At 34.8% G+C, this 17320-nt stretch carries 15 protein-coding genes; 2 read left to right on the top strand and 13 right to left on the bottom strand.

Annotated features, from left to right (window positions below):
• Positions 1 to 39: 39 nt before the first annotated feature.
• The 5 genes from RTY06_RS12630 to RTY06_RS12610 all read right to left on the bottom strand — a co-directional run bounded on the left by RTY06_RS12630 (position 40) and on the right by RTY06_RS12610 (position 6129).
• On the bottom strand, positions 40 to 1443 hold the full coding sequence (locus tag RTY06_RS12630) for a TolC family protein (protein WP_312825328.1): 1404 nt from the start codon (positions 1441 to 1443) through the stop codon (positions 40 to 42).
• Positions 1427 to 2740: an HlyD family secretion protein gene (locus RTY06_RS12625; RefSeq protein WP_312825326.1), complete on the bottom strand. Its 1314-nt coding sequence runs from the start codon at positions 2738 to 2740 to the stop codon at positions 1427 to 1429. The genes RTY06_RS12630 and RTY06_RS12625 overlap by 17 nt, the downstream gene beginning before the upstream one ends.
• A 14-nt stretch (positions 2741 to 2754) precedes the next feature.
• Positions 2755 to 4419: an ATP-binding cassette domain-containing protein gene (locus tag RTY06_RS12620; RefSeq protein WP_312825324.1), complete on the bottom strand. Its 1665-nt coding sequence runs from the start codon at positions 4417 to 4419 to the stop codon at positions 2755 to 2757.
• A 4-nt stretch (positions 4420 to 4423) separates the two neighbouring features.
• A complete protein-coding gene (locus RTY06_RS12615) occupies positions 4424 to 5098 on the bottom strand; it encodes a TetR/AcrR family transcriptional regulator (RefSeq protein ID WP_312825322.1) in 675 nt (224 codons plus the stop codon).
• Positions 5099 to 5250: 152 nt separating this feature from the next.
• On the bottom strand, positions 5251 to 6129 hold the full coding sequence (locus RTY06_RS12610) for an IS982 family transposase (RefSeq protein ID WP_312825320.1): 879 nt from the start codon (positions 6127 to 6129) through the stop codon (positions 5251 to 5253).
• Between the two features lie 233 nt (positions 6130 to 6362).
• Between RTY06_RS12610 and sucC the strand changes: the two genes are divergently transcribed.
• Together sucC and RTY06_RS12600 are read left to right on the top strand one after the other, a co-directional pair.
• The gene (gene sucC, locus RTY06_RS12605) at positions 6363 to 7553 is read left to right on the top strand and encodes an ADP-forming succinate--CoA ligase subunit beta (protein ID WP_312825318.1); all 1191 of its coding nucleotides are present in this window, start codon (positions 6363 to 6365) and stop codon (positions 7551 to 7553) included.
• Between the two features lie 77 nt (positions 7554 to 7630).
• Positions 7631 to 8134, top strand: a complete 504-nt coding sequence (locus tag RTY06_RS12600; RefSeq protein ID WP_312825316.1) for a hypothetical protein — start codon at positions 7631 to 7633, stop codon at positions 8132 to 8134.
• 16 nt (positions 8135 to 8150) lie between these two features.
• On the opposite strand, the gene RTY06_RS12595 is transcribed toward RTY06_RS12600, so the two are convergent.
• The 8 genes from RTY06_RS12595 to RTY06_RS12560 form a co-directional block, all read right to left on the bottom strand.
• Complete coding sequence (locus tag RTY06_RS12595) at positions 8151 to 8993, bottom strand: mechanosensitive ion channel family protein (RefSeq protein ID WP_312825315.1); 843 nt, start codon at positions 8991 to 8993, stop codon at positions 8151 to 8153.
• Between the two features lie 59 nt (positions 8994 to 9052).
• Entirely contained in the window at positions 9053 to 9643 is a 591-nt protein-coding gene (locus tag RTY06_RS12590) for a hypothetical protein (RefSeq protein WP_312825314.1), read from the bottom strand.
• Between the two features lie 307 nt (positions 9644 to 9950).
• Complete coding sequence (locus RTY06_RS12585) at positions 9951 to 11096, bottom strand: glycosyltransferase family 4 protein (protein ID WP_312825312.1); 1146 nt, start codon at positions 11094 to 11096, stop codon at positions 9951 to 9953.
• A gap of 126 nt (positions 11097 to 11222) precedes the next feature.
• Positions 11223 to 12278, bottom strand: coding sequence for a hypothetical protein (locus tag RTY06_RS12580; protein WP_312825310.1), 1056 nt, complete (start codon positions 12276 to 12278; stop codon positions 11223 to 11225).
• A gap of 383 nt (positions 12279 to 12661) precedes the next feature.
• Positions 12662 to 13873 carry a hypothetical protein gene (locus RTY06_RS12575; RefSeq protein WP_312825307.1) on the bottom strand — a complete coding sequence of 404 codons (1212 nt, stop codon included), beginning with the start codon at positions 13871 to 13873 and terminating at the stop codon, positions 12662 to 12664.
• Entirely contained in the window at positions 13870 to 14970 is a 1101-nt protein-coding gene (locus tag RTY06_RS12570) for a glycosyltransferase family 4 protein (protein ID WP_312825305.1), read from the bottom strand. The genes RTY06_RS12575 and RTY06_RS12570 overlap by 4 nt, the downstream gene beginning before the upstream one ends.
• Positions 14927 to 16219, bottom strand: coding sequence for a glycosyltransferase (locus RTY06_RS12565; RefSeq protein ID WP_312825303.1), 1293 nt, complete (start codon positions 16217 to 16219; stop codon positions 14927 to 14929). The genes RTY06_RS12570 and RTY06_RS12565 overlap by 44 nt, the downstream gene beginning before the upstream one ends.
• Positions 16212 to 17312 carry a glycosyltransferase family 4 protein gene (locus RTY06_RS12560; RefSeq protein ID WP_312825301.1) on the bottom strand — a complete coding sequence of 367 codons (1101 nt, stop codon included), beginning with the start codon at positions 17310 to 17312 and terminating at the stop codon, positions 16212 to 16214. The genes RTY06_RS12565 and RTY06_RS12560 overlap by 8 nt, the downstream gene beginning before the upstream one ends.
• Between the last annotated feature and the right edge of the window lie 8 nt (positions 17313 to 17320).

Genomic DNA, 17320 nt, shown 5'->3' with positions numbered 1-17320 from the left:
ACAATAAAAAAGTTCAGGTTTTGCCTGAACTTTTTGTTTTTATAACGTAAAATTCTCCTTCATCCATTTCAGCTTATTGAAACTTTTAAGGAATTTGGTTCTGATAGAAATGAATTTCTCTTGCGCTTCGATGACTTTATTTTCTCTTGAATTAATCAAGAATAATGAACTTTCTCCGTTGCTGTATCTCGTTTCTTCTGCAGACAAAAGTCGCTCGTAGTTTTTGAGATTATTTTCGGAAAGTTCAATTTGCGTTCGGTAGTTCAGAATCTCATTTTTGTATGTTTCGATTTTGGTGTCGAGTTCCCTTATTTTGTAATTGGTATCCAACTCATTCTGACTTAGTTTTATTTTCGCAATCTGATAATTGGCTCTCGCTTCTCGTTGGAAAATCGGGATTTCCAGCTTCAAACCGTATTGAAAATTGTTATCAAAAAGCGGAAGATAATCTGCCTTGTAATTTTCTTTGTTGAAGAAATTATAAGTAAAATCAACCTTTGGAAGGAAACTTTGCCACTTCAGCCGTCGTTCACTTTCCAAGATATTTTGTTTCTGATTATAATATAAAATCGAAAGATGCGAACTAATTTGTCGGGATTCTACATCATTAATCAAGAATTCATAATCGGTGTAAGCCAGATTATTCGTAAGGTCATCAGAAGGATAAATCATCTGCGAAAGCTCATAAACCTGCTGATTTTCCTTCCAAAGAAATAACTGAAGCTCCTGAGTTGTCTTCACAAAAGTCAAAAATGCATCGCGCTGCTGAAGTTCAAAACTTTGCAACTGAGACAAAGCTTCTATCGTATCAATAGCAGGTTTTTCTCCATATTCGAACGTTTTGATGGTGAGTTTGAGACGTTCTCTGTTGATATCAATAATCTCGGTCTTCAGTTTATAAATCTCATAATTCTGAACCCATTCCAGATACTTGTTCTCTGCATCCAGAAGCAATTCATTGGTTAAAACAGCTTGTTCTGCTTCGGTCATTTTCTGAGCAAACTTGGCTTGGTCCAGCATTGCTCTTCTCTTGTCATAAAGAAGATTTTTTGCCAACGGAATCGTCACGCCAAATTGGTATAAACCACCAACCGTTTCGGTATTGCTCAATTTATCTCCTTCTATATAATTGTAACCTCCGTGGATATCAATCCCATACCAAGTCGGAATTCCTAGTTCCAGATTTTTTTGTTTATAATAATTAGTTCCATCGATATTTTTCTCGCCTAACTTCCCACCTAAAACAGGGTCAAAACCACCTCTGGCTTGGGTAATTTCTGCCGTCGCAATCTTATTCTGCAATTGATATTTCAAAGCTAACGGATGATAATTTTTCACAATTGAAATGAACTCACTCGCCGATAACTTCAAAGAATCCTGAGCAAAACTAAACTGAACAAAAAGCAGAAAAACGAGAAGAAATAGTTTATTTAGCTTTTTCATCTTTTGTTGATTTTGCGGTTGCAACTTCATAATAATCCGGTGGAAAACCGTTGATGTTTCGCCATAGTTCGTACCAGATTGGAACATCATTCAGAATGGCAATACCTTGAACGCCTGTTCCCATTTTGATTTTTGGAGGCCATCTTTTTTCATTCTTATCTTCAATCACCAAAGCTTTGAAAAGACCATTCGGACTGATATTATTTTCCAAAGCAATCACTTGTCCTGCAAAAGTTCCGTAACTGGAATCCGGCCAACCTGAGAAAACAATAGCAGGGAAACCATCAAAAATACACATCACACGCTGTCCTTCTTTAACGAGCGGAAGGTCGACTGGCTTGATGTAAATTTCCACCGCGTAATCTACAGTTGTAGGAACAATGGTTCCGATGTTCTCCCCGTCTTTCAGAACCTCTCCAATTCCGGCTTTGTTCAACTGAACCACCTGACCATCCTGAGATGCGATGATGAAATATAAACCTTGCCTTGCTTTGTAATTTGCTACTTGGTTTTGAAGTTTTGCAATGTCGCCATCACTTCCTTCTATATTTCCCAAACTTTGGAAACGTTCTCCTTCTATCTTACTTAGCTTTTCATTGTAATCCTGTGTGACAGCATTTTGTTCAATTTGAGTATTGAGAATCTCTTGTCTGGTTTGGGCTACTTTGTTTTCTGTCGCTGTTTTTTTTGCAATCGCATTCTGATAAGAAATACTTCTCTGCTGGAACTGTGTCAAAGAAACCAAACCATCATCATACATCTTTTTCTGTCTGGCAAATTGGTCTTCTGACAATTTGAGTTCGTTTGTTGTTGCAGCTAACTCAGCTTCTTCTCCAACCAACTTGTTATTCAGCTGACTAATTTTAATTTTAACTTGATTAAGTTTCAAATCTCTTGCAGCATTAAGCGCCAAAAGTTGATTTTTAGCGGTTTCAACTTTAGCTTCGTAGTAATCTCTTACGCCTTTTTTGGCTTCAACTTGTTCTTCTGTTCTTTGAACCAACATTGGATCCAGATAATCGTCTTTTATTTCGGAGAGTTGCAAAAGTGTATCTCCTTTTTTCACATAATCTCCATTTTTCACATTCCATTTGATGATTCTTCCAGGAATTGGAGAATTCAATTGTTGTGGTCTTTGGGATTGATACAAAGAAGAAACGTTACCTTTCACTTTAATATTCTGAGTCCAAGGAAGAAACAATGTGATGATTCCTCCAATTAGAATAAAGAAAAACCATCTTTTGACTCTGGATTTTCTGTGGATATGGTATATTTTATCGTATGACTTTAGTTCCATTTTTTTCTAAATTTTTAAGAAATCATTTTTATAGTTCCATCTTCAAGATGCAAATGCTGGTCTGCACTATAAAGAAAATTTTTGTCCGGAGAAACCACGACAATGGTGGTATCTTTTTTCTTTTCCTGAAGATATTTGAGCATTTTTTCCTGAAATTCCGGCGGCATTCCTGCGAAAGGATTTTCCAGAAGTATCATTCTTTTTTCTCCTAATAATGCACGAAGCAGAAGAATTTTTTTCTTGGAACTGAATGTCAACTCAGAATCGGTTTCGCTGATTTCTGTTGTAAAACCTTGACTGAACAAACTAGAAATGTTATCAATTCCCATTTTCTCAGATAATATTAGAATATCTTCGGTATTGCAATCACTATTTCCTAATAGTATATTTTCCTGAACCGTACCTTGGATGACTTTCATATTTTCCAGATACAGACCGACACTGCTTCGGAATTTTTGTTTTTCTAAATTTTTCAAAGGAATCTTATCAAACAAAATGGTTCCTGCTCCCGGCTCATAAAACCCAGAAAGGATATTGAGCAATAGAGATTTTCCTGATCCCATTTTTCCCGTAATCGCTGTGATGGTATTTTCCTGAAGTTTGAAATTTAAATTTGATAAAATCGGATGTGTTTCATTGAACGAAAAATCAACATTTTTAAACTCAATTTCGATTCCTCTGTCTTTTTGGGTCAACTCAATTTCACCATTATTTTCCTCTTTCAATTCTGTAATTTTATCGAGTTTCGCAAAGGAGGCAATGATGTCATAGTAACTTTCGAGGCTTACAATTAATTTTTCCACCGCCGACATAATACTTAGAACAACAATTTCCGTCGCAATAAAAGCACCGATATTTAGCTGTTGTGTTATCATCAAATAAGTTCCAATGGCTAACATCGCTAACGTGATAATCACTTTGAAGGCTACAATAGTTTTGTATTGGAATACCAAAACTCGGAAATGCGCATTTCTATCTTCTAAATATTTGACTACTCTATTATCTGTTCCTGCCAAATGAACTTCGTTATCAGAATGCATTTTGAAAGTTTGAACAGACGCGGCAACATCTTCTATCCACGCTGCTGTTTCGTATTTTTTATCACTTTCGTCTATGCTCGATTTGATTCCGCTTTCCATTGTAGCTCGGAAAATTATAACTACAGAAAGCACAACCAACGCTCCAAAAGCCAAAAACCAAGGATGATAAAACGACAACAACAAAATCCCAAACACAATCTGAATCAATGCGGTAGGGATTTCTAGAAGGATTTTCGATATTCCTTTTTGCAGATTCTGAACATCAAAAAAACGATTCACCAATTCTGGTAAGTAATATTTTCTAGTACTTGAAAGATTGACTTTCGGAAGTTTCTCGGTGAAAGCCATAGAGAACTCAACAAAAATTTTCTGCTGAATTTTCTCAATAATCTGCAAAACTTTCAGCCTGAAAAAACCGACTAAGAAAGTTCCGAATACCACAAAAAATATTAAAATATAAATAGAAGTTACCATCGTAGCTCCCATTACAAAGTTCACGATCGACTGGATCCCTAAAGGAATACTAAGCGCAACCAAACCATTGAGAATCGCATAAAAATAGATATTTGTGACGTCCTTTTTTTCTTTGGTGATATATTGCCAGAGCTTTTGCCCATATTCATTTGGTGATGTTTTCATTGTCTTATTTTGTAAGATTAAATGTTAAATATTTTAAATAATTCAGGACATACGACTTATGATTCTGATTATCTTTATTATCTGTCAATTTTGACATATGCTCGCTAAAAAACTGCTGATCGTGTGCTGTTTCCAACAATGTACTTGCAAAAGAAGTTGGATAAGGAAACTTTGGATTGGAAGTCGAAATTATATTCGAAATAAAAGCACACAGATTTTCCAGCGGACTGAAAAGCATATCTTTATTAATTTCGTCCACTTCTTTTACAAGGTAAGATTTAGAACTCTCCGAAACCACAATGGCGTGAAGTTTACCAAGGTCATAGTCCTCGATCTCTACACAAGATTTGTCGTGATGCGTGATGATTTCTAATATCTTATCGAGTTTATCCGACGCAAGCTTGATTTCCGAAACCCGAAGCTGGGAAATAAACTCTAGATAGGACCAATACCAATTGAGGATGTAAGTCAAAAGCTTATGTTTTGAAGAAAAATAGCGGTAAATGGTTGCTTCTGTAGAACCAATTTTCGCTGCCAGTTTTTTGAACGTAAAATGCTCAAAACCGATTTCAAAAATCAGCTCTATGGCATTTTTTACAATAGATTTCCCTAACTCGCTTTTCTCGGGATCTTTGAGATAGAGTTTCTCTGTAACTTTGAATTTTAATTGAAAATTCATTGATATTAATCTAAATTTTTTGACTATTCAAAATTATAAAATGATTCAGAATAATAGTATTACTATACATTAAAATAGTATTAAAATGTGATTAGAAAATTGTACCAAAAATTAGATTTCAATGATAAAATTATAGTCAACCCGTTGTGCATTTAGCATAAATTAATTTTTATTTTGTTTAAACTTCTTTTGAATATAAAGAAATTAAGATATTGTATCATTGTAAAAGAAGTGATTTTAGAGGTAATTCTGGTTGCCAATCCTTCAAAAGTTTTTGCTAAATTGATGTGTAGTAAAAATTGCCCGCTCAGTTGTGAAATAGCTGTTTCAATTCGTTTTCTAATTTTAGATTTTACTTTCGAAAACGACACAAATTCATGTTGATTTTTTCGCATTGGAACAGAAAGTTTAATGTTTGAGTAATTGAACAGATCAACCCTTAATTTTTCGCTTATATACCCTCTGTCGCCTATAAGTAAACAGTTTTTGAAATTTTCTTTTACATCCTTCAGATAATTGATGTCATGAACATTGGCCGGAGAAAAATCGAAGGAATGAAAAACACCATTTTTGTCGCAGACAGCATGTAATTTATAACCAAAATATCGTGTTTTTTGTGCTGCACAATATCCAAATTCCGGGCGGATATTTTCTGTAGAACAAATTCCGCTGCGATTCGCTCTACTTATTTTGCAAATTTCCAATGGGGTTGAATCAACAATAAAAACGTCCGTAAAATCAGAAAACTTTGAACTCAAAACTCTGCGGATTTCTTCTAAATAAGAAAACAATTTTCGCTTTCTTCTGTTATAAACGCTTCTTTCTATTTTTTGTTCCAGTTCTGTTTTTGAAATGTATCTAAACAATTGTAGTTCAGAGTTTATCGACATATATTCTGCAGTAATATTTAATGCTACAAGTTCTAAATCAGAGAGTTTTGGAACTCTGATCTGAGGTTTAGTTTTAATATGACTGCAAGTATTTATCAATTCTTCTAAAATAATTTTGTAGTTTTGAATAAGATTGTTCATGTGTTTAAATGATTGGTAGTCAAATAAATATACGGTTTTCAAACCAAATGAACAATCTTTTATCGTTTAATTCTTAAATGCACAACAGGTTATAGTCAATCTTTTTACCATTCTCATTTTAAACTAATAAAGTGATTTAAGTCATTAAAACTTCTATAATTTTCTTTTTAGCGTTGGTCATTTTTCTTAAATTTGTAAATCTTATAAAATTTAAAAATTAATCAAAACATATTATGAATCTTCACGAGTATCAATCAAAAGAGATTTTAGCAAAATACGGGGTTAACATCCAACGTGGTTTTGTTGCAAACAATGTGGACGAAGCAGTTGCTGCTGCTGAAAAATTAACTGCTGAAACCGGCGCACAAGGATGGGTTGTAAAAGCTCAAATCCACGCAGGTGGACGTGGAAAAGGTGGTGGTGTTAAGTTCTCTCCAAATATGGATAAACTTAAAGAAAACGCTGGAAACATCATCGGGATGCAACTAGTTACACCTCAGACTTCTGCTGAAGGTAAATTGGTAAATTCTGTTTTGGTAGCTGAAGACGTATATTATCCAGGTGAGTCAGAAACTAAAGAATTTTACGTTTCTATCCTTTTGGACAGAGCTCTTGGGAAAAACACTGTTGTTTATTCTACTGAAGGTGGAATGGACATCGAGCATGTTGCTGAAGTTACACCTCACTTGATTCACAAAGAAGTGATTGATGCAGCTTACGGACTACAAGGTTTCCAAGCTAGAAAAATTGCTTTCAACCTAGGTCTTTCTGGTAACGCTTTCAAAGAATTTACAAAATTCATCACGTCTCTTTACAATGCTTACATCGGTATTGATGCTTCTCTTTTCGAGATCAACCCGGTTTTGAAAACTTCTGATGACAAAATCATCGCTGTAGATGCTAAAGTAACGCTTGATGACAACGCACTTTATAGACATAAAGACCTTGCTGAACTTAGAGATAAGAGAGAGGAAGATCCAATGGATGTAGAAGCTGGTGAAGCTGGTCTTAACTTCGTGAAACTAGACGGAAACGTTGCTTGTATGGTAAACGGAGCTGGTCTTGCAATGGCAACTATGGATATCATCAAGTTGTCTGGTGGTAACCCTGCAAACTTCCTAGACGTGGGTGGAACAGCTGATGCTGCGAGAGTTCAAACAGCTTTCGGAATCATCTTGAGAGACCCGAACGTAAAAGCTATCTTAATTAACATCTTCGGAGGAATCGTAAGATGCGATAGAGTTGCTCAAGGTGTTGTTGATGCTTATAACGCAATGGGAAGCCTACCTGTTCCATTAATCGTAAGATTGCAAGGAACTAACGCTGTTGAAGCTAAGCAATTAATTGACGATGCTGGATTACCAATCCACTCTGCAATTACTCTTGAAGAAGCTGCAAACAAAGTAAAAGAAGTTTTGGCTTAAGCTAAAATTTTCAAATAAATAAAGAAACCGTTTCATTTTTGGAACGGTTTTTTAATGCATTGATTTAAAATAAATTGATGAATAAAATTTACATTCCCAATCCTTGCTCGGAAAACTGGAACGAGATGTCGCCTGAAGAAAAAGGGAGATTCTGTTCCGTTTGTAGCAAGTGTGTGATTGATTTCACTGAAAAAAACTCTCAGGAAATTCAAGAAATTATCGAAGAAAAATCTGATGATACAATTTGTGGAAGATTTTATAATCATCAATTGAATATTATTGATTCGAAATCGGGGAAGATTAAAGAAAAGCTTTTTCGTCATGTTCCTTTAAGTCTTCAAAATAGCAGATTATCGCTAGGATTATTATCATTAATCTTATTCTTAATAGGTTGTTCGAAGTCTGAAAAGGAAAATTGTGTTGCAACAACCGGACTTGTCGATATTATAGAAGAGGACACAATACCAAAAAATGAAGATTTTATAATGGGAGAATATATTGCCGTTGATGATTCTGTTGCAACAATTCATAAAGAAAAAGATTCTATTAATTTTAATAAAAACAAAAAACTCAAGAAGTAATTCCTGAGTTTTATTTTTATGCTGTTGTATTAGTGATATTAATACTTGTAGGCGTCACGAGTTCAATATTCTCTTTGACAAGTCTTTCATTGATTTTCATAATAGCATCACTTTTCACATTGGTAAAATTGCCACCAATTTCTAACCAAAACTTAACCTGCATTGTAAACAAACCTTGTTTCACATTAGTAAAAATAACATCTATTGAATCTGCTTTGTCAATGTGTTCCAATGTTTTTATTTCATCCAGAACCGCTTGTTTAGCTTTAGTGATATCTTCTCCTACAGGAATTTCGAAATCCAGAATAATCCTACGTTGTGGCGATGCCGTAATATTGAAAAATGGAGAATTGAAAATCACCTGATTGGGAATATAAACTTTTTTGCCGTCATCAGTAATTAATTTAGTCGTCAACAATCCAATATCCTGAACTGTTCCTGAGTTTCCTCCAATAGTGACATAATCTCCAATTTTGAAGGCTTTATCAACATTCACCAGCATTCCTGAGAAAATACTTGAAACTAAATCTTTCAGTGCGACCCCAGCAATCACCCCGGCAACTCCCAAACTTCCTAAGAACTTCATAAAGAAACCACTGAAACCCATAATTTCTAATGCGATGAAAGTTCCCATCAGAATAATCAGAAATTTGAATACAGCGATAAGCGTTACGACAGAATCGCTTTTTGTTTTTGGAAAGAATTTGTGAAAGAGTTTCACTGACCATCGGCTGAGATACTTACTGGTTGTAAGGAAAAATAAGAAAACTAAAATCCCTACCACTAATCTTGGTGTCAATTCAGCTAAACTGATGTACCATCTTTCTAAAACCTTATAAATCGTGTTTATATATTCCATAATTAATATTAATAAAAAAAACCGACAAAAGCCGGTTTAATTATATTTTTAACTTATAATTATTTTACTTCGTTAGCAATTCTTTTAGCATGAGAAGTTGGTAAATAGATACTGAAACCTACATTGAAAGTTATGTTAGAGTTATATGGTGTATTTCCAAAACCTGCCTCACCATTATATTTTACTAAGCCTTCTACACCGATATTTGGTGTAATGAAATAAGAATATCCTGGACCAATACCATATACAAAACCTGTTGTTGAGTTTCCATTTTCTATAGAAGTTCCACCTATCCCAGCATTGCCTTCAAAAAACCAACGTCCGTGATTTAATAAATTGTCAACACCCGCTTCTCCAGGAGAAATATAGTAACGCCCTAAAGCACCCACACCATACTTAAACTGAGTAGCTTCACCTTTGCCAGTTTTTAAAAAATTCAAATTAACCATACCTCCCAATGCGACATTGTCTTTAATAAAATATGCTGCTTTTGGTTCTAATCCAATTTGATAACCTCCACCTGTGTTAAGACCAAAATTACTAGAAATAATACTACTTCCTACCATCCAGTTGCCTTCTTGTATCTGAGCGTTTGCAGTGGAAAAAAAACCTGCGGCAATAACAAATGCTCCTAATAATAATTTTTTCATATCGTATAAATTTTTAGTTTCTTATTATCTTTTCTACAATTTACAAAGGCTGTGCCATTACTATTTTATAAAAAAAACAATTATAGAAAACATTTTTATGAAAATTGATTATCTATTTTTTTCAGCAACAAAAAAACCAATCATATTTGATTAGCTTTTCTATTCTATACTAAATACTTTATTTTTTGAATTACCTTGATTATGTATTGATTTCTAATACAAAAATCATGTTATCAAATATGTTTGAGTTTGTTTTATCTTACTTAGAATTTTCACCCCATTATTTTTAACCAAAAATCAATGTTTATCAATCTAATAAATTATCATAGTTTTTCTTCAGCAATTCCCAAATCAGCTCCTGTTTATATTTCATCACACTATCTCTCGCAGATACTTGAAGCTTATTATAGATTTCAGGATCTAAACATCGCTTCATAGCTTCTTGTAAATCATGAGATTCTTTGGCTTGAAAAATCAGTCCATTCTGTTGATGAGCAACAATCTCATTACACCCATTGATATTTGATACCAATGTAGGCAAACCCATTGCTAAAGCCTGCAATACAACGTTTGGAAAACCTTCTCTATAACTTGGAAATGCTAATGCATTACTCATTGCGAAATAAGGTCTTACATCTTTCCGGAATCCCACAGATACAATCCCTGGATTATTTTCTATCTCATCCAAAACCTCTTGAGATAAAGGATCTAAATCTTGCTCCAAAGGACCTACCAGCAAAAGTTTGAGGGTTGGAGTATTTGAGATTTGGAGGGATTTGAAAGCAGAAACCAACTCATTGATTCCCTTATCCTTTACCAATCTGCCTACAAAAATGAAGACAAAATCATCTTTTGAAATATTGAGTTCTTGTCTAAGTCTAAAACTATCATCATCTGAAAACAGAGAAGAATCAAAATAGTTGACATCAATGCCATTTGTACTACCATTGCCAATGACTTTCAATTGATCCACTTTGCCTAGTTTTTCTTTTAAAATGAAGTCATATAAACCTTTGGAATTAGGATAGACATTTGTAGCGCAAGCGTAGGTCAGTTTTTCTACTTGGTTTAGAACTTTTCTTTTGATACCCGTTGTCTCCATAAGCGGCAAACCTGCTACTGTATGCAATCTCACTTTTACACCAGCTAGTTTTGCTGCTAACATGCCAATAAGCCCAGCTTTTGGTGTGTGCGAATGCACTATCTCCGGTTTTTCTTTTTTCAGGTAAGTATACATATCCCATAAAGATTTCAGATCTTTTAGAGGTGTCATCTTACGTGTCATTTCTATAGTATGGGTTTTGACCCCAAGTTCCTTGCCTACTCTATCTAGATTTTCTTTATCCGCTGAAATAGCCGTCACATCATAATATTGGTTCATAAACGTCAGTTGTTTTCCCAATAATTTTTCTAGAGAAATTGGAACCGTTGTAATACGGAAGAGCTTTGCCATCTGGATGTCGTTTTTTTGCAAAGATAGGAAAAGAGAGGAAGGTTTGGCATCTAGAAAATAAGAGACTGAGTGCTTTGAGAATACAAAAAAGAGTGTTCTAAAACTTGAATTTTTATGGTTGTAAAATTATACTTTGTAGGCATTTCCAGACTGTTTGATAATCTGTATTACTACTAGTAACAAAAAAGGTAAATACATCATTTTCGTGCGTACAAAGATCCCTAGACAAGAATAGCGATGGATGAAAAACAAGGATGAAACCACGAAAAACAATAAAGCTACTCTTGCAAAAGTATCCAGCTTGATTGTCTTGTATCTCACTATGTAAACAATTACAGCCGAAAGGATTAGCAGCAAGGTTAAGACATTTTCTACACTCAAAACCAATGAAAAAAAAGAGTTAACATCAAAGAACAATGGTCGAAAATTGAGTGCAAATATTCTCTCTATCCAATTATAATCTATCATCGGCACATAAGAATTGGCTCTTTTGAAGGCGATTAAAGAAGCATTATTTCGTTCTAAGATATAGGCTAAATCAAAAGGATTGCGATTGAGCAATTGCATGGTCATGAGATACAACCCCAACGAACATACCGCTAAGCCAATAGCAATTCCTATTTTTTTGCGTGTTAATTGGCTATCTTTTATCAATAGTGTGATTCCGATAGCCAGTAATAAAAATAATGCAACATGCGGCCGGATGAGAATCAGTAATATCCAGCCTACAGAGTATTTGAAATTGGTGTATTGCTTTTCTGTTTGCTTGATGATGATCCAAGTAATGGCGAGGAAAACAAGAGGTTCTTTTCCTATAATAGCTGTCCAAAAATGGAGATTAGGTAACAAAAAAACGCCCATCAATGCGTATTTGAAAATATTATGTTGCGGATTAACATAGCTCTGAGCAAATCTGTATAATTCTAAAATTGCATAGTATCCAATGAGACTGTACATCAAAAATCCCATCCAAAAAGGTAGGTTTAGTAGTTTTACAAAGGGATAATTGATCAATTTAATGACATCGGTTCCTATACTGAAGAAGTCGATCCAATTTCCTTCAAAATGCCAATATCTATACGCATCGCTTGGATTTGCGAGATTGTATTGCCAAGCTATGAAGGCAAAAGCGGAATGGTAAAGCAATAAAAAAACAGGGAATAGCCACTTTCTGCTTTTCATATTTTGAATTAGTATCTGTTTAAATTTTATTCCAAATCAAAATCTTATGGAATTTTTCTTCACCCCAACCCTAAAGGGAGGAAAAATCCCTCCAAAATTAAACAAAATCACTGCCTTTAACTATAAAATCTGCATCCAACCCAGCTTTGATTGTCCATTTGAAATCGAAATTAAATGCAACCAGTTGTTGAGATTGAATTCGTCTACTGCGATATTTTTTTTAGGAATGACAAAAATAGTGTTAAAAATTAACAAATAAGGTTTATAAAATTAGATGCTTCGAGAGCCTCAGCATGACAGTGGTAGATGAGAGAGAGTGAGTTAGAGAGTTGGAGAATTGGAGAGTGAGAGGATGGCGGTGTTAAAGTCTGTATTACTTGGTTTTAAGGTTTTGCTTTTCGAAGAGGTTTCTTAGCACGTGATTTATAAAGGGTTTTCGGTTGTCTGAATGTTTGTTGCTGATAAGAAAACACCCATAACATAAAAATAATGAGTCCTGGTAGAAACATATTTCTCATGCGGATCATAATCCCAACATTACCTAAAGATTGAGAAAATGCAAGCGTCCCAATTATAAGAAATATAACCAGACCTTTGATTACAAATGGTGCTGCTTTGAAAGCCAATATCGGACTAGACCTCATTGCCTTTACAAAAACGATTACAATTACCAGATTTTCCAAAGACGCTATCAAGCCATTGAGATTTCTAGCATCAAAGAAAAATGGTCTAAACCAGAAAGTTAATACTTTGAGAGGGAATGGATAAGAAGAAATATCAATTGCGGAGCCTGTATGCCCCCTGCTCAAAGCTGCTGCTTTATTTGTTGCAAATTTATCAAAACCTTCAACAGAAGCTTCTTCAATTTTGGCAAACTCCATCACGCTGGGTAAAATGGTGAGTCCTATCCCAATCATGATAGCAGAGAATAATATTCTTTGTCCTGCAGAGACTTTTCCACCCAAGACGTAAGCCAAGCCAAATCCTACCATCAAAAACAGGGTAATATGTGGTCTGATAGCCAACGATAACAATACAGCTATTATTAATAATGGTATCCTTTGAAAGGGTTTCATCACCCCGTAGGTAAACATTGCTATGCACAAAAACAAAATAGTATCCTTGCCTACGCCTGCACTCCAAAAATGAAGATTTGGGAGAAAGAAGATTAATGGGAATACGACGTAACCGTTGATGATTGTGTTGTAAGGAACGGTTCGTACTGCAATCAGAAAAAAGTAGGTGATCCCCATAAAGCCCAAGAGGCTATAAAACATAGTATTGGACAAGAATGACATACCCAACACATTGACAGGTATGTAATTGAGCGCCCGCATAAACTCGGTCCCCTCTCCACCTCTTAAATCTTTCACAAACTGAAGATAATCCATATTTTTCCCCGCTGTCCAATACCCCCATGCATCTCCACCTCCATTGTTTGTAGTGAAAAAATATGCGATACCCAATACAAAGTGAAATAGTGCCAATCTATTAAGAATAGGCAAATAGGCTTGTTCCTTGTCTTCCAAAAGTAGTTTTGGAAAGTGGGTTGCCAACAGAATAAAAATCGGAATGTAAATAATATCTAAAATCATTCCTTCAATATTTTAATCCAACGCTTTGCCGTCACCTGAATACAGTATTTTTCTTCCACCAGTTGTCTAGCACTTTTTCCCAATTGCCTTCTTGCTGAGTCATTGTTTTTCAAAAACTGTATTTTTTCTATCCAGTCTTCTTTAGTTTTTGCAATGAAACCTGTTTCGTTATCTACGCAGACATCTTTATTCATTCCGACTTCCGATGCTACTCCAGGAATACCACAAGCCGCATACTGAATCAGCTTATAGGCACATTTTCCTTTTTCCCATTCAGAATTCTGAAGCGGCATTATCCCCACATCCATTTTAAGGATTTCTGAGACTTCAGTATCTTCTGTCCATTGGATATAATTTACGTTATTTCCTAGATCCACATCCTCTGTGATTCCAACAATATGAAAGTTAATTTCAGGATCTAGTTTCTGCAATTCTTTGATCCAGTCTTTGCAAGGCAACAGATGTTTTTCGAATGTTGTTTTTGTACCAATCCAGCCGACTATGAATTTTGTATGATCTCTTGATACATTTGTTTCCCCAGCCCTAAAGGGTGGAAGCTCTAGACCAGTATTTTTTGATGAATATCTTTTGATATCGATGACGGTAGGGATTATTTCTATGTTTTTTGCACCAGCTTTTTGGGCATAATCTGCAAGATATCTGTTACCTGCTACCACGGTTCCGCTGTAGCGCATGACTTTGGCAATTTTACTCCCTAGAAATTTTTTAATAATGGGATTGGAACTTTTATCATAATTATGAAAAATCGCATCATCATAATCTACAACGTATTTTATTCCTAAAATCATTAGAATCCATTCTGCAAATGCTGGAAGAAAAGGAAAAATCTCTTTTTCGATAACGATTTTATCGTAGTTGAAAATCGTAAAAAAAACAAAGAAACGAAATAAATAGGACTTTAGAACTGTGTTGATGTTCTTTTTCCCAGCATAAAAATCCTTGAGATAAGCCTCGTCAAAAAAAGGTTTCACCGTAATTTTCATCCCTTCTTTTTCCAGATATGGGAAATACTGATAGCTCCGCATTCTGCTGCTACCAGCCATTCTGGTATACTTTGTAAGGTAGAGGATTTTCATATTTGGTTGATGGTTGATAGTTGTTAGTTACTCTATTGATTATATTAATGTATGATTCTGCGGCGGCTTCCAAAGAGAAAAACTCTTGAGCTTTTGTTGCCAAGTTTTTTTTATCGGCCAATACAACTTTTTTCAAAAAGTCGGTTATTTTATCTTTCTGCTTCTCTAATTTGGATGAATGGTCATAAAGATAGCATTCTTGGAAATTTTTCAAAATATCATCTGTATCTCCAATCCCTTTGCTGGCGATAACGGGCAGCCCGCACAAGAGGTATTCTCCCAACTTAATTGGAGCCACACCTTGCATGCTAAAAGTTGGTTGTCGCAAAGCAAACGCCACATCTGCTGCGTTGAGATAGAAAGGAACCTCATCTGATTTTACCGATTTCAAAATGATATTGGGCAACAGTTCTTCTGGGATATTTTGTTCAGCAAATTCTGTATTACCCGTCAGAATAAGAAATTTGGAAATTTTAGTCATCTTGTGATGATTAAAAATAACTAGCATCTCTGGAAGACAATATTGAGGTCCCAAAGAACCTGCATAGACGAATAAAAACTCGTCCCCTAATCCCAATTCTTTACGAGCCAGAACTCTAAAATCATGATTTAATTTAAAAAGATTCTTATCTCGTCCATTATAGACTACAGAAAATTTTTCTCTGTTCTTTTCTCCAATATTATTGATGTGAACATCTATTGCTTTTTGAGATCTTGTGATAACTGCGTCTGCATTTTTCAGTATTTTGGTTTCCGCAGATTTCATCAATTTGTATTGAACGGAATCTTTTTTGAGACCCGCAAAATCTATGCGTTCCTCGATGGGAAGTCCGTCGGCATCGAAGATAAGTTTTACTTCCCCCTTCAATCCCCTAAAGGGGACTTTTTTGCTACCAAAAATTTGATTTATCATCATTGCCGGGAAAGTACTTCTAGGCATTACGATGTCTATCTTATTTTCTTTGATGTATTTTTTGATTTTATTTGAAGATGTAAAAACCGTCAACAAACTTCCTACAGACACATTGGGTTTTCTAATGATTGGTAAAGCAGAATAACTGATTCCCATTTTTTCCGCTACATTTCTGGTATGACTGATTTTATTCTCATCTGCCCAAGTGAATTGTAACACGTAAAATTTCACATCATTATTCTTGGCAATTTCTTGAAAAATAGGCATAAACAGACCTTCCATATAGGAAGTCTGTGGACCGTCCCAAGTGATGAAGAGGAGTTTTTTTTTAGTCATCAATATTTTTCATTTTTAATAGTTCTCCATACAACTTGATTACGTCACCAACATACCGCTCTTCGGTGTAATGATTTATAGCTCTATCATATCCATTCGACGCAAACTTCTCTAGTAGCTCTATCTCACCATACATTTTTTTTATTGCATTTGAGATTTCTTTTGGTTGATTAGGTTTTACTAAAATACCAGTTTCTCCATCTACCACTATATTCTGTAAACCTCCAACTCGTGTCGCAATTACAGGCAATTGATGCAACATGGCTTCCGCAGCAACTAAGCCAAACCCTTCTCTTTGCGAAGCTATACAAAACACATTCATTAGTTTATAAAACGGTGCTGTATCAAATTGGTAACCTACAAAAATCACTTGATTATCTAAACCTAAATTAGTTACTTCTTGTCGAATCATTTCTTCATCGGGTCCACTTCCAACAATTAAAAGTTTAATATTAGGCTGATTCAACAAAGATAATGCTTCGATGATATCTGTAAATTTTTTATGATCATTAAATAATCTACCAACAGTACCTATTATAAAATCATTTTCTTTGATCCCTAACTGACTTTTTAATGACTGAATTTCTTCATCCGAAACGATTCTAGGAATTTCGACTCCATTGTTAATGGTTATTATTTTCCGTGGAGAAACTTTTGCTGTGTTTTTAAGATAATCTGCCACATTAGGAGCAATGGCAATAAATCTATCTGCCACAAAAGAAAACACACGAAGTAGAAAATCTGCTTTTTTGCTCCTATTTTGAGGATCTGATGTTTCTTCTAATATAACAATAGGAACTTTTTTTATAAAGCCATTAACTGCCGCCATGGTTACTCCTTCGAAAACAGCACCATGGATAATATGTGGTTTGTAGTCTTCTATTATTTTTTGAATCTTTTTATGCTTTTCCCAATGAAAAGGCCCTTTAAAGTCACCAATTTCTATAATTTCTACCCCATTTTCTTCTATTTTTTCCGCAATCTGACCTTGTTTAAAAGTTCCTACCAATTTCATTTGAAACTTGGTATTTTTAAATGCTTTTGCCAAAGAAAGTCGTCGTCGTTCTACGCCACCACCAGTAACTGTTGACATTATGTGTA

It is taken from the genome of Epilithonimonas sp. (assembly GCF_032055105.1).
In the GTDB taxonomy this organism is placed as follows: Bacteria; Bacteroidota; Bacteroidia; order Flavobacteriales; family Weeksellaceae; genus Epilithonimonas.
This window is presented reverse-complemented; position numbering and strand designations above follow the sequence as displayed.

What these genes read in the sequence shown, in the direction of transcription:
- RTY06_RS12590 (WP_312825314.1), bottom strand. Translation starts at nt 9,643, where the DNA reads ATGAAAAAATTATTATTAGGAGCATTTGTTATTGCCGCAGGTTTTTTT.
- sucC (WP_312825318.1), top strand. Translation starts at nt 6,363, where the DNA reads ATGAATCTTCACGAGTATCAATCAAAAGAGATTTTAGCAAAATACGGG.
- RTY06_RS12580 (WP_312825310.1), bottom strand. Translation starts at nt 12,278, where the DNA reads ATGAAAAGCAGAAAGTGGCTATTCCCTGTTTTTTTATTGCTTTACCAT.
- RTY06_RS12620 (WP_312825324.1), bottom strand. Translation starts at nt 4,419, where the DNA reads ATGAAAACATCACCAAATGAATATGGGCAAAAGCTCTGGCAATATATC.
- RTY06_RS12630 (WP_312825328.1), bottom strand. Translation starts at nt 1,443, where the DNA reads ATGAAAAAGCTAAATAAACTATTTCTTCTCGTTTTTCTGCTTTTTGTT.
- RTY06_RS12600 (WP_312825316.1), top strand. Translation starts at nt 7,631, where the DNA reads ATGAATAAAATTTACATTCCCAATCCTTGCTCGGAAAACTGGAACGAG.
- RTY06_RS12610 (WP_312825320.1), bottom strand. Translation starts at nt 6,129, where the DNA reads ATGAACAATCTTATTCAAAACTACAAAATTATTTTAGAAGAATTGATA.
- RTY06_RS12615 (WP_312825322.1), bottom strand. Translation starts at nt 5,098, where the DNA reads ATGAATTTTCAATTAAAATTCAAAGTTACAGAGAAACTCTATCTCAAA.
- RTY06_RS12565 (WP_312825303.1), bottom strand. Translation starts at nt 16,219, where the DNA reads ATGACTAAAAAAAAACTCCTCTTCATCACTTGGGACGGTCCACAGACT.
- RTY06_RS12575 (WP_312825307.1), bottom strand. Translation starts at nt 13,873, where the DNA reads ATGATTTTAGATATTATTTACATTCCGATTTTTATTCTGTTGGCAACC.
- RTY06_RS12570 (WP_312825305.1), bottom strand. Translation starts at nt 14,970, where the DNA reads ATGAAAATCCTCTACCTTACAAAGTATACCAGAATGGCTGGTAGCAGC.
- RTY06_RS12560 (WP_312825301.1), bottom strand. Translation starts at nt 17,312, where the DNA reads ATGTCAACAGTTACTGGTGGTGGCGTAGAACGACGACGACTTTCTTTG.
- RTY06_RS12595 (WP_312825315.1), bottom strand. Translation starts at nt 8,993, where the DNA reads ATGGAATATATAAACACGATTTATAAGGTTTTAGAAAGATGGTACATC.
- RTY06_RS12625 (WP_312825326.1), bottom strand. Translation starts at nt 2,740, where the DNA reads ATGGAACTAAAGTCATACGATAAAATATACCATATCCACAGAAAATCC.
- RTY06_RS12585 (WP_312825312.1), bottom strand. Translation starts at nt 11,096, where the DNA reads ATGGCAAAGCTCTTCCGTATTACAACGGTTCCAATTTCTCTAGAAAAA.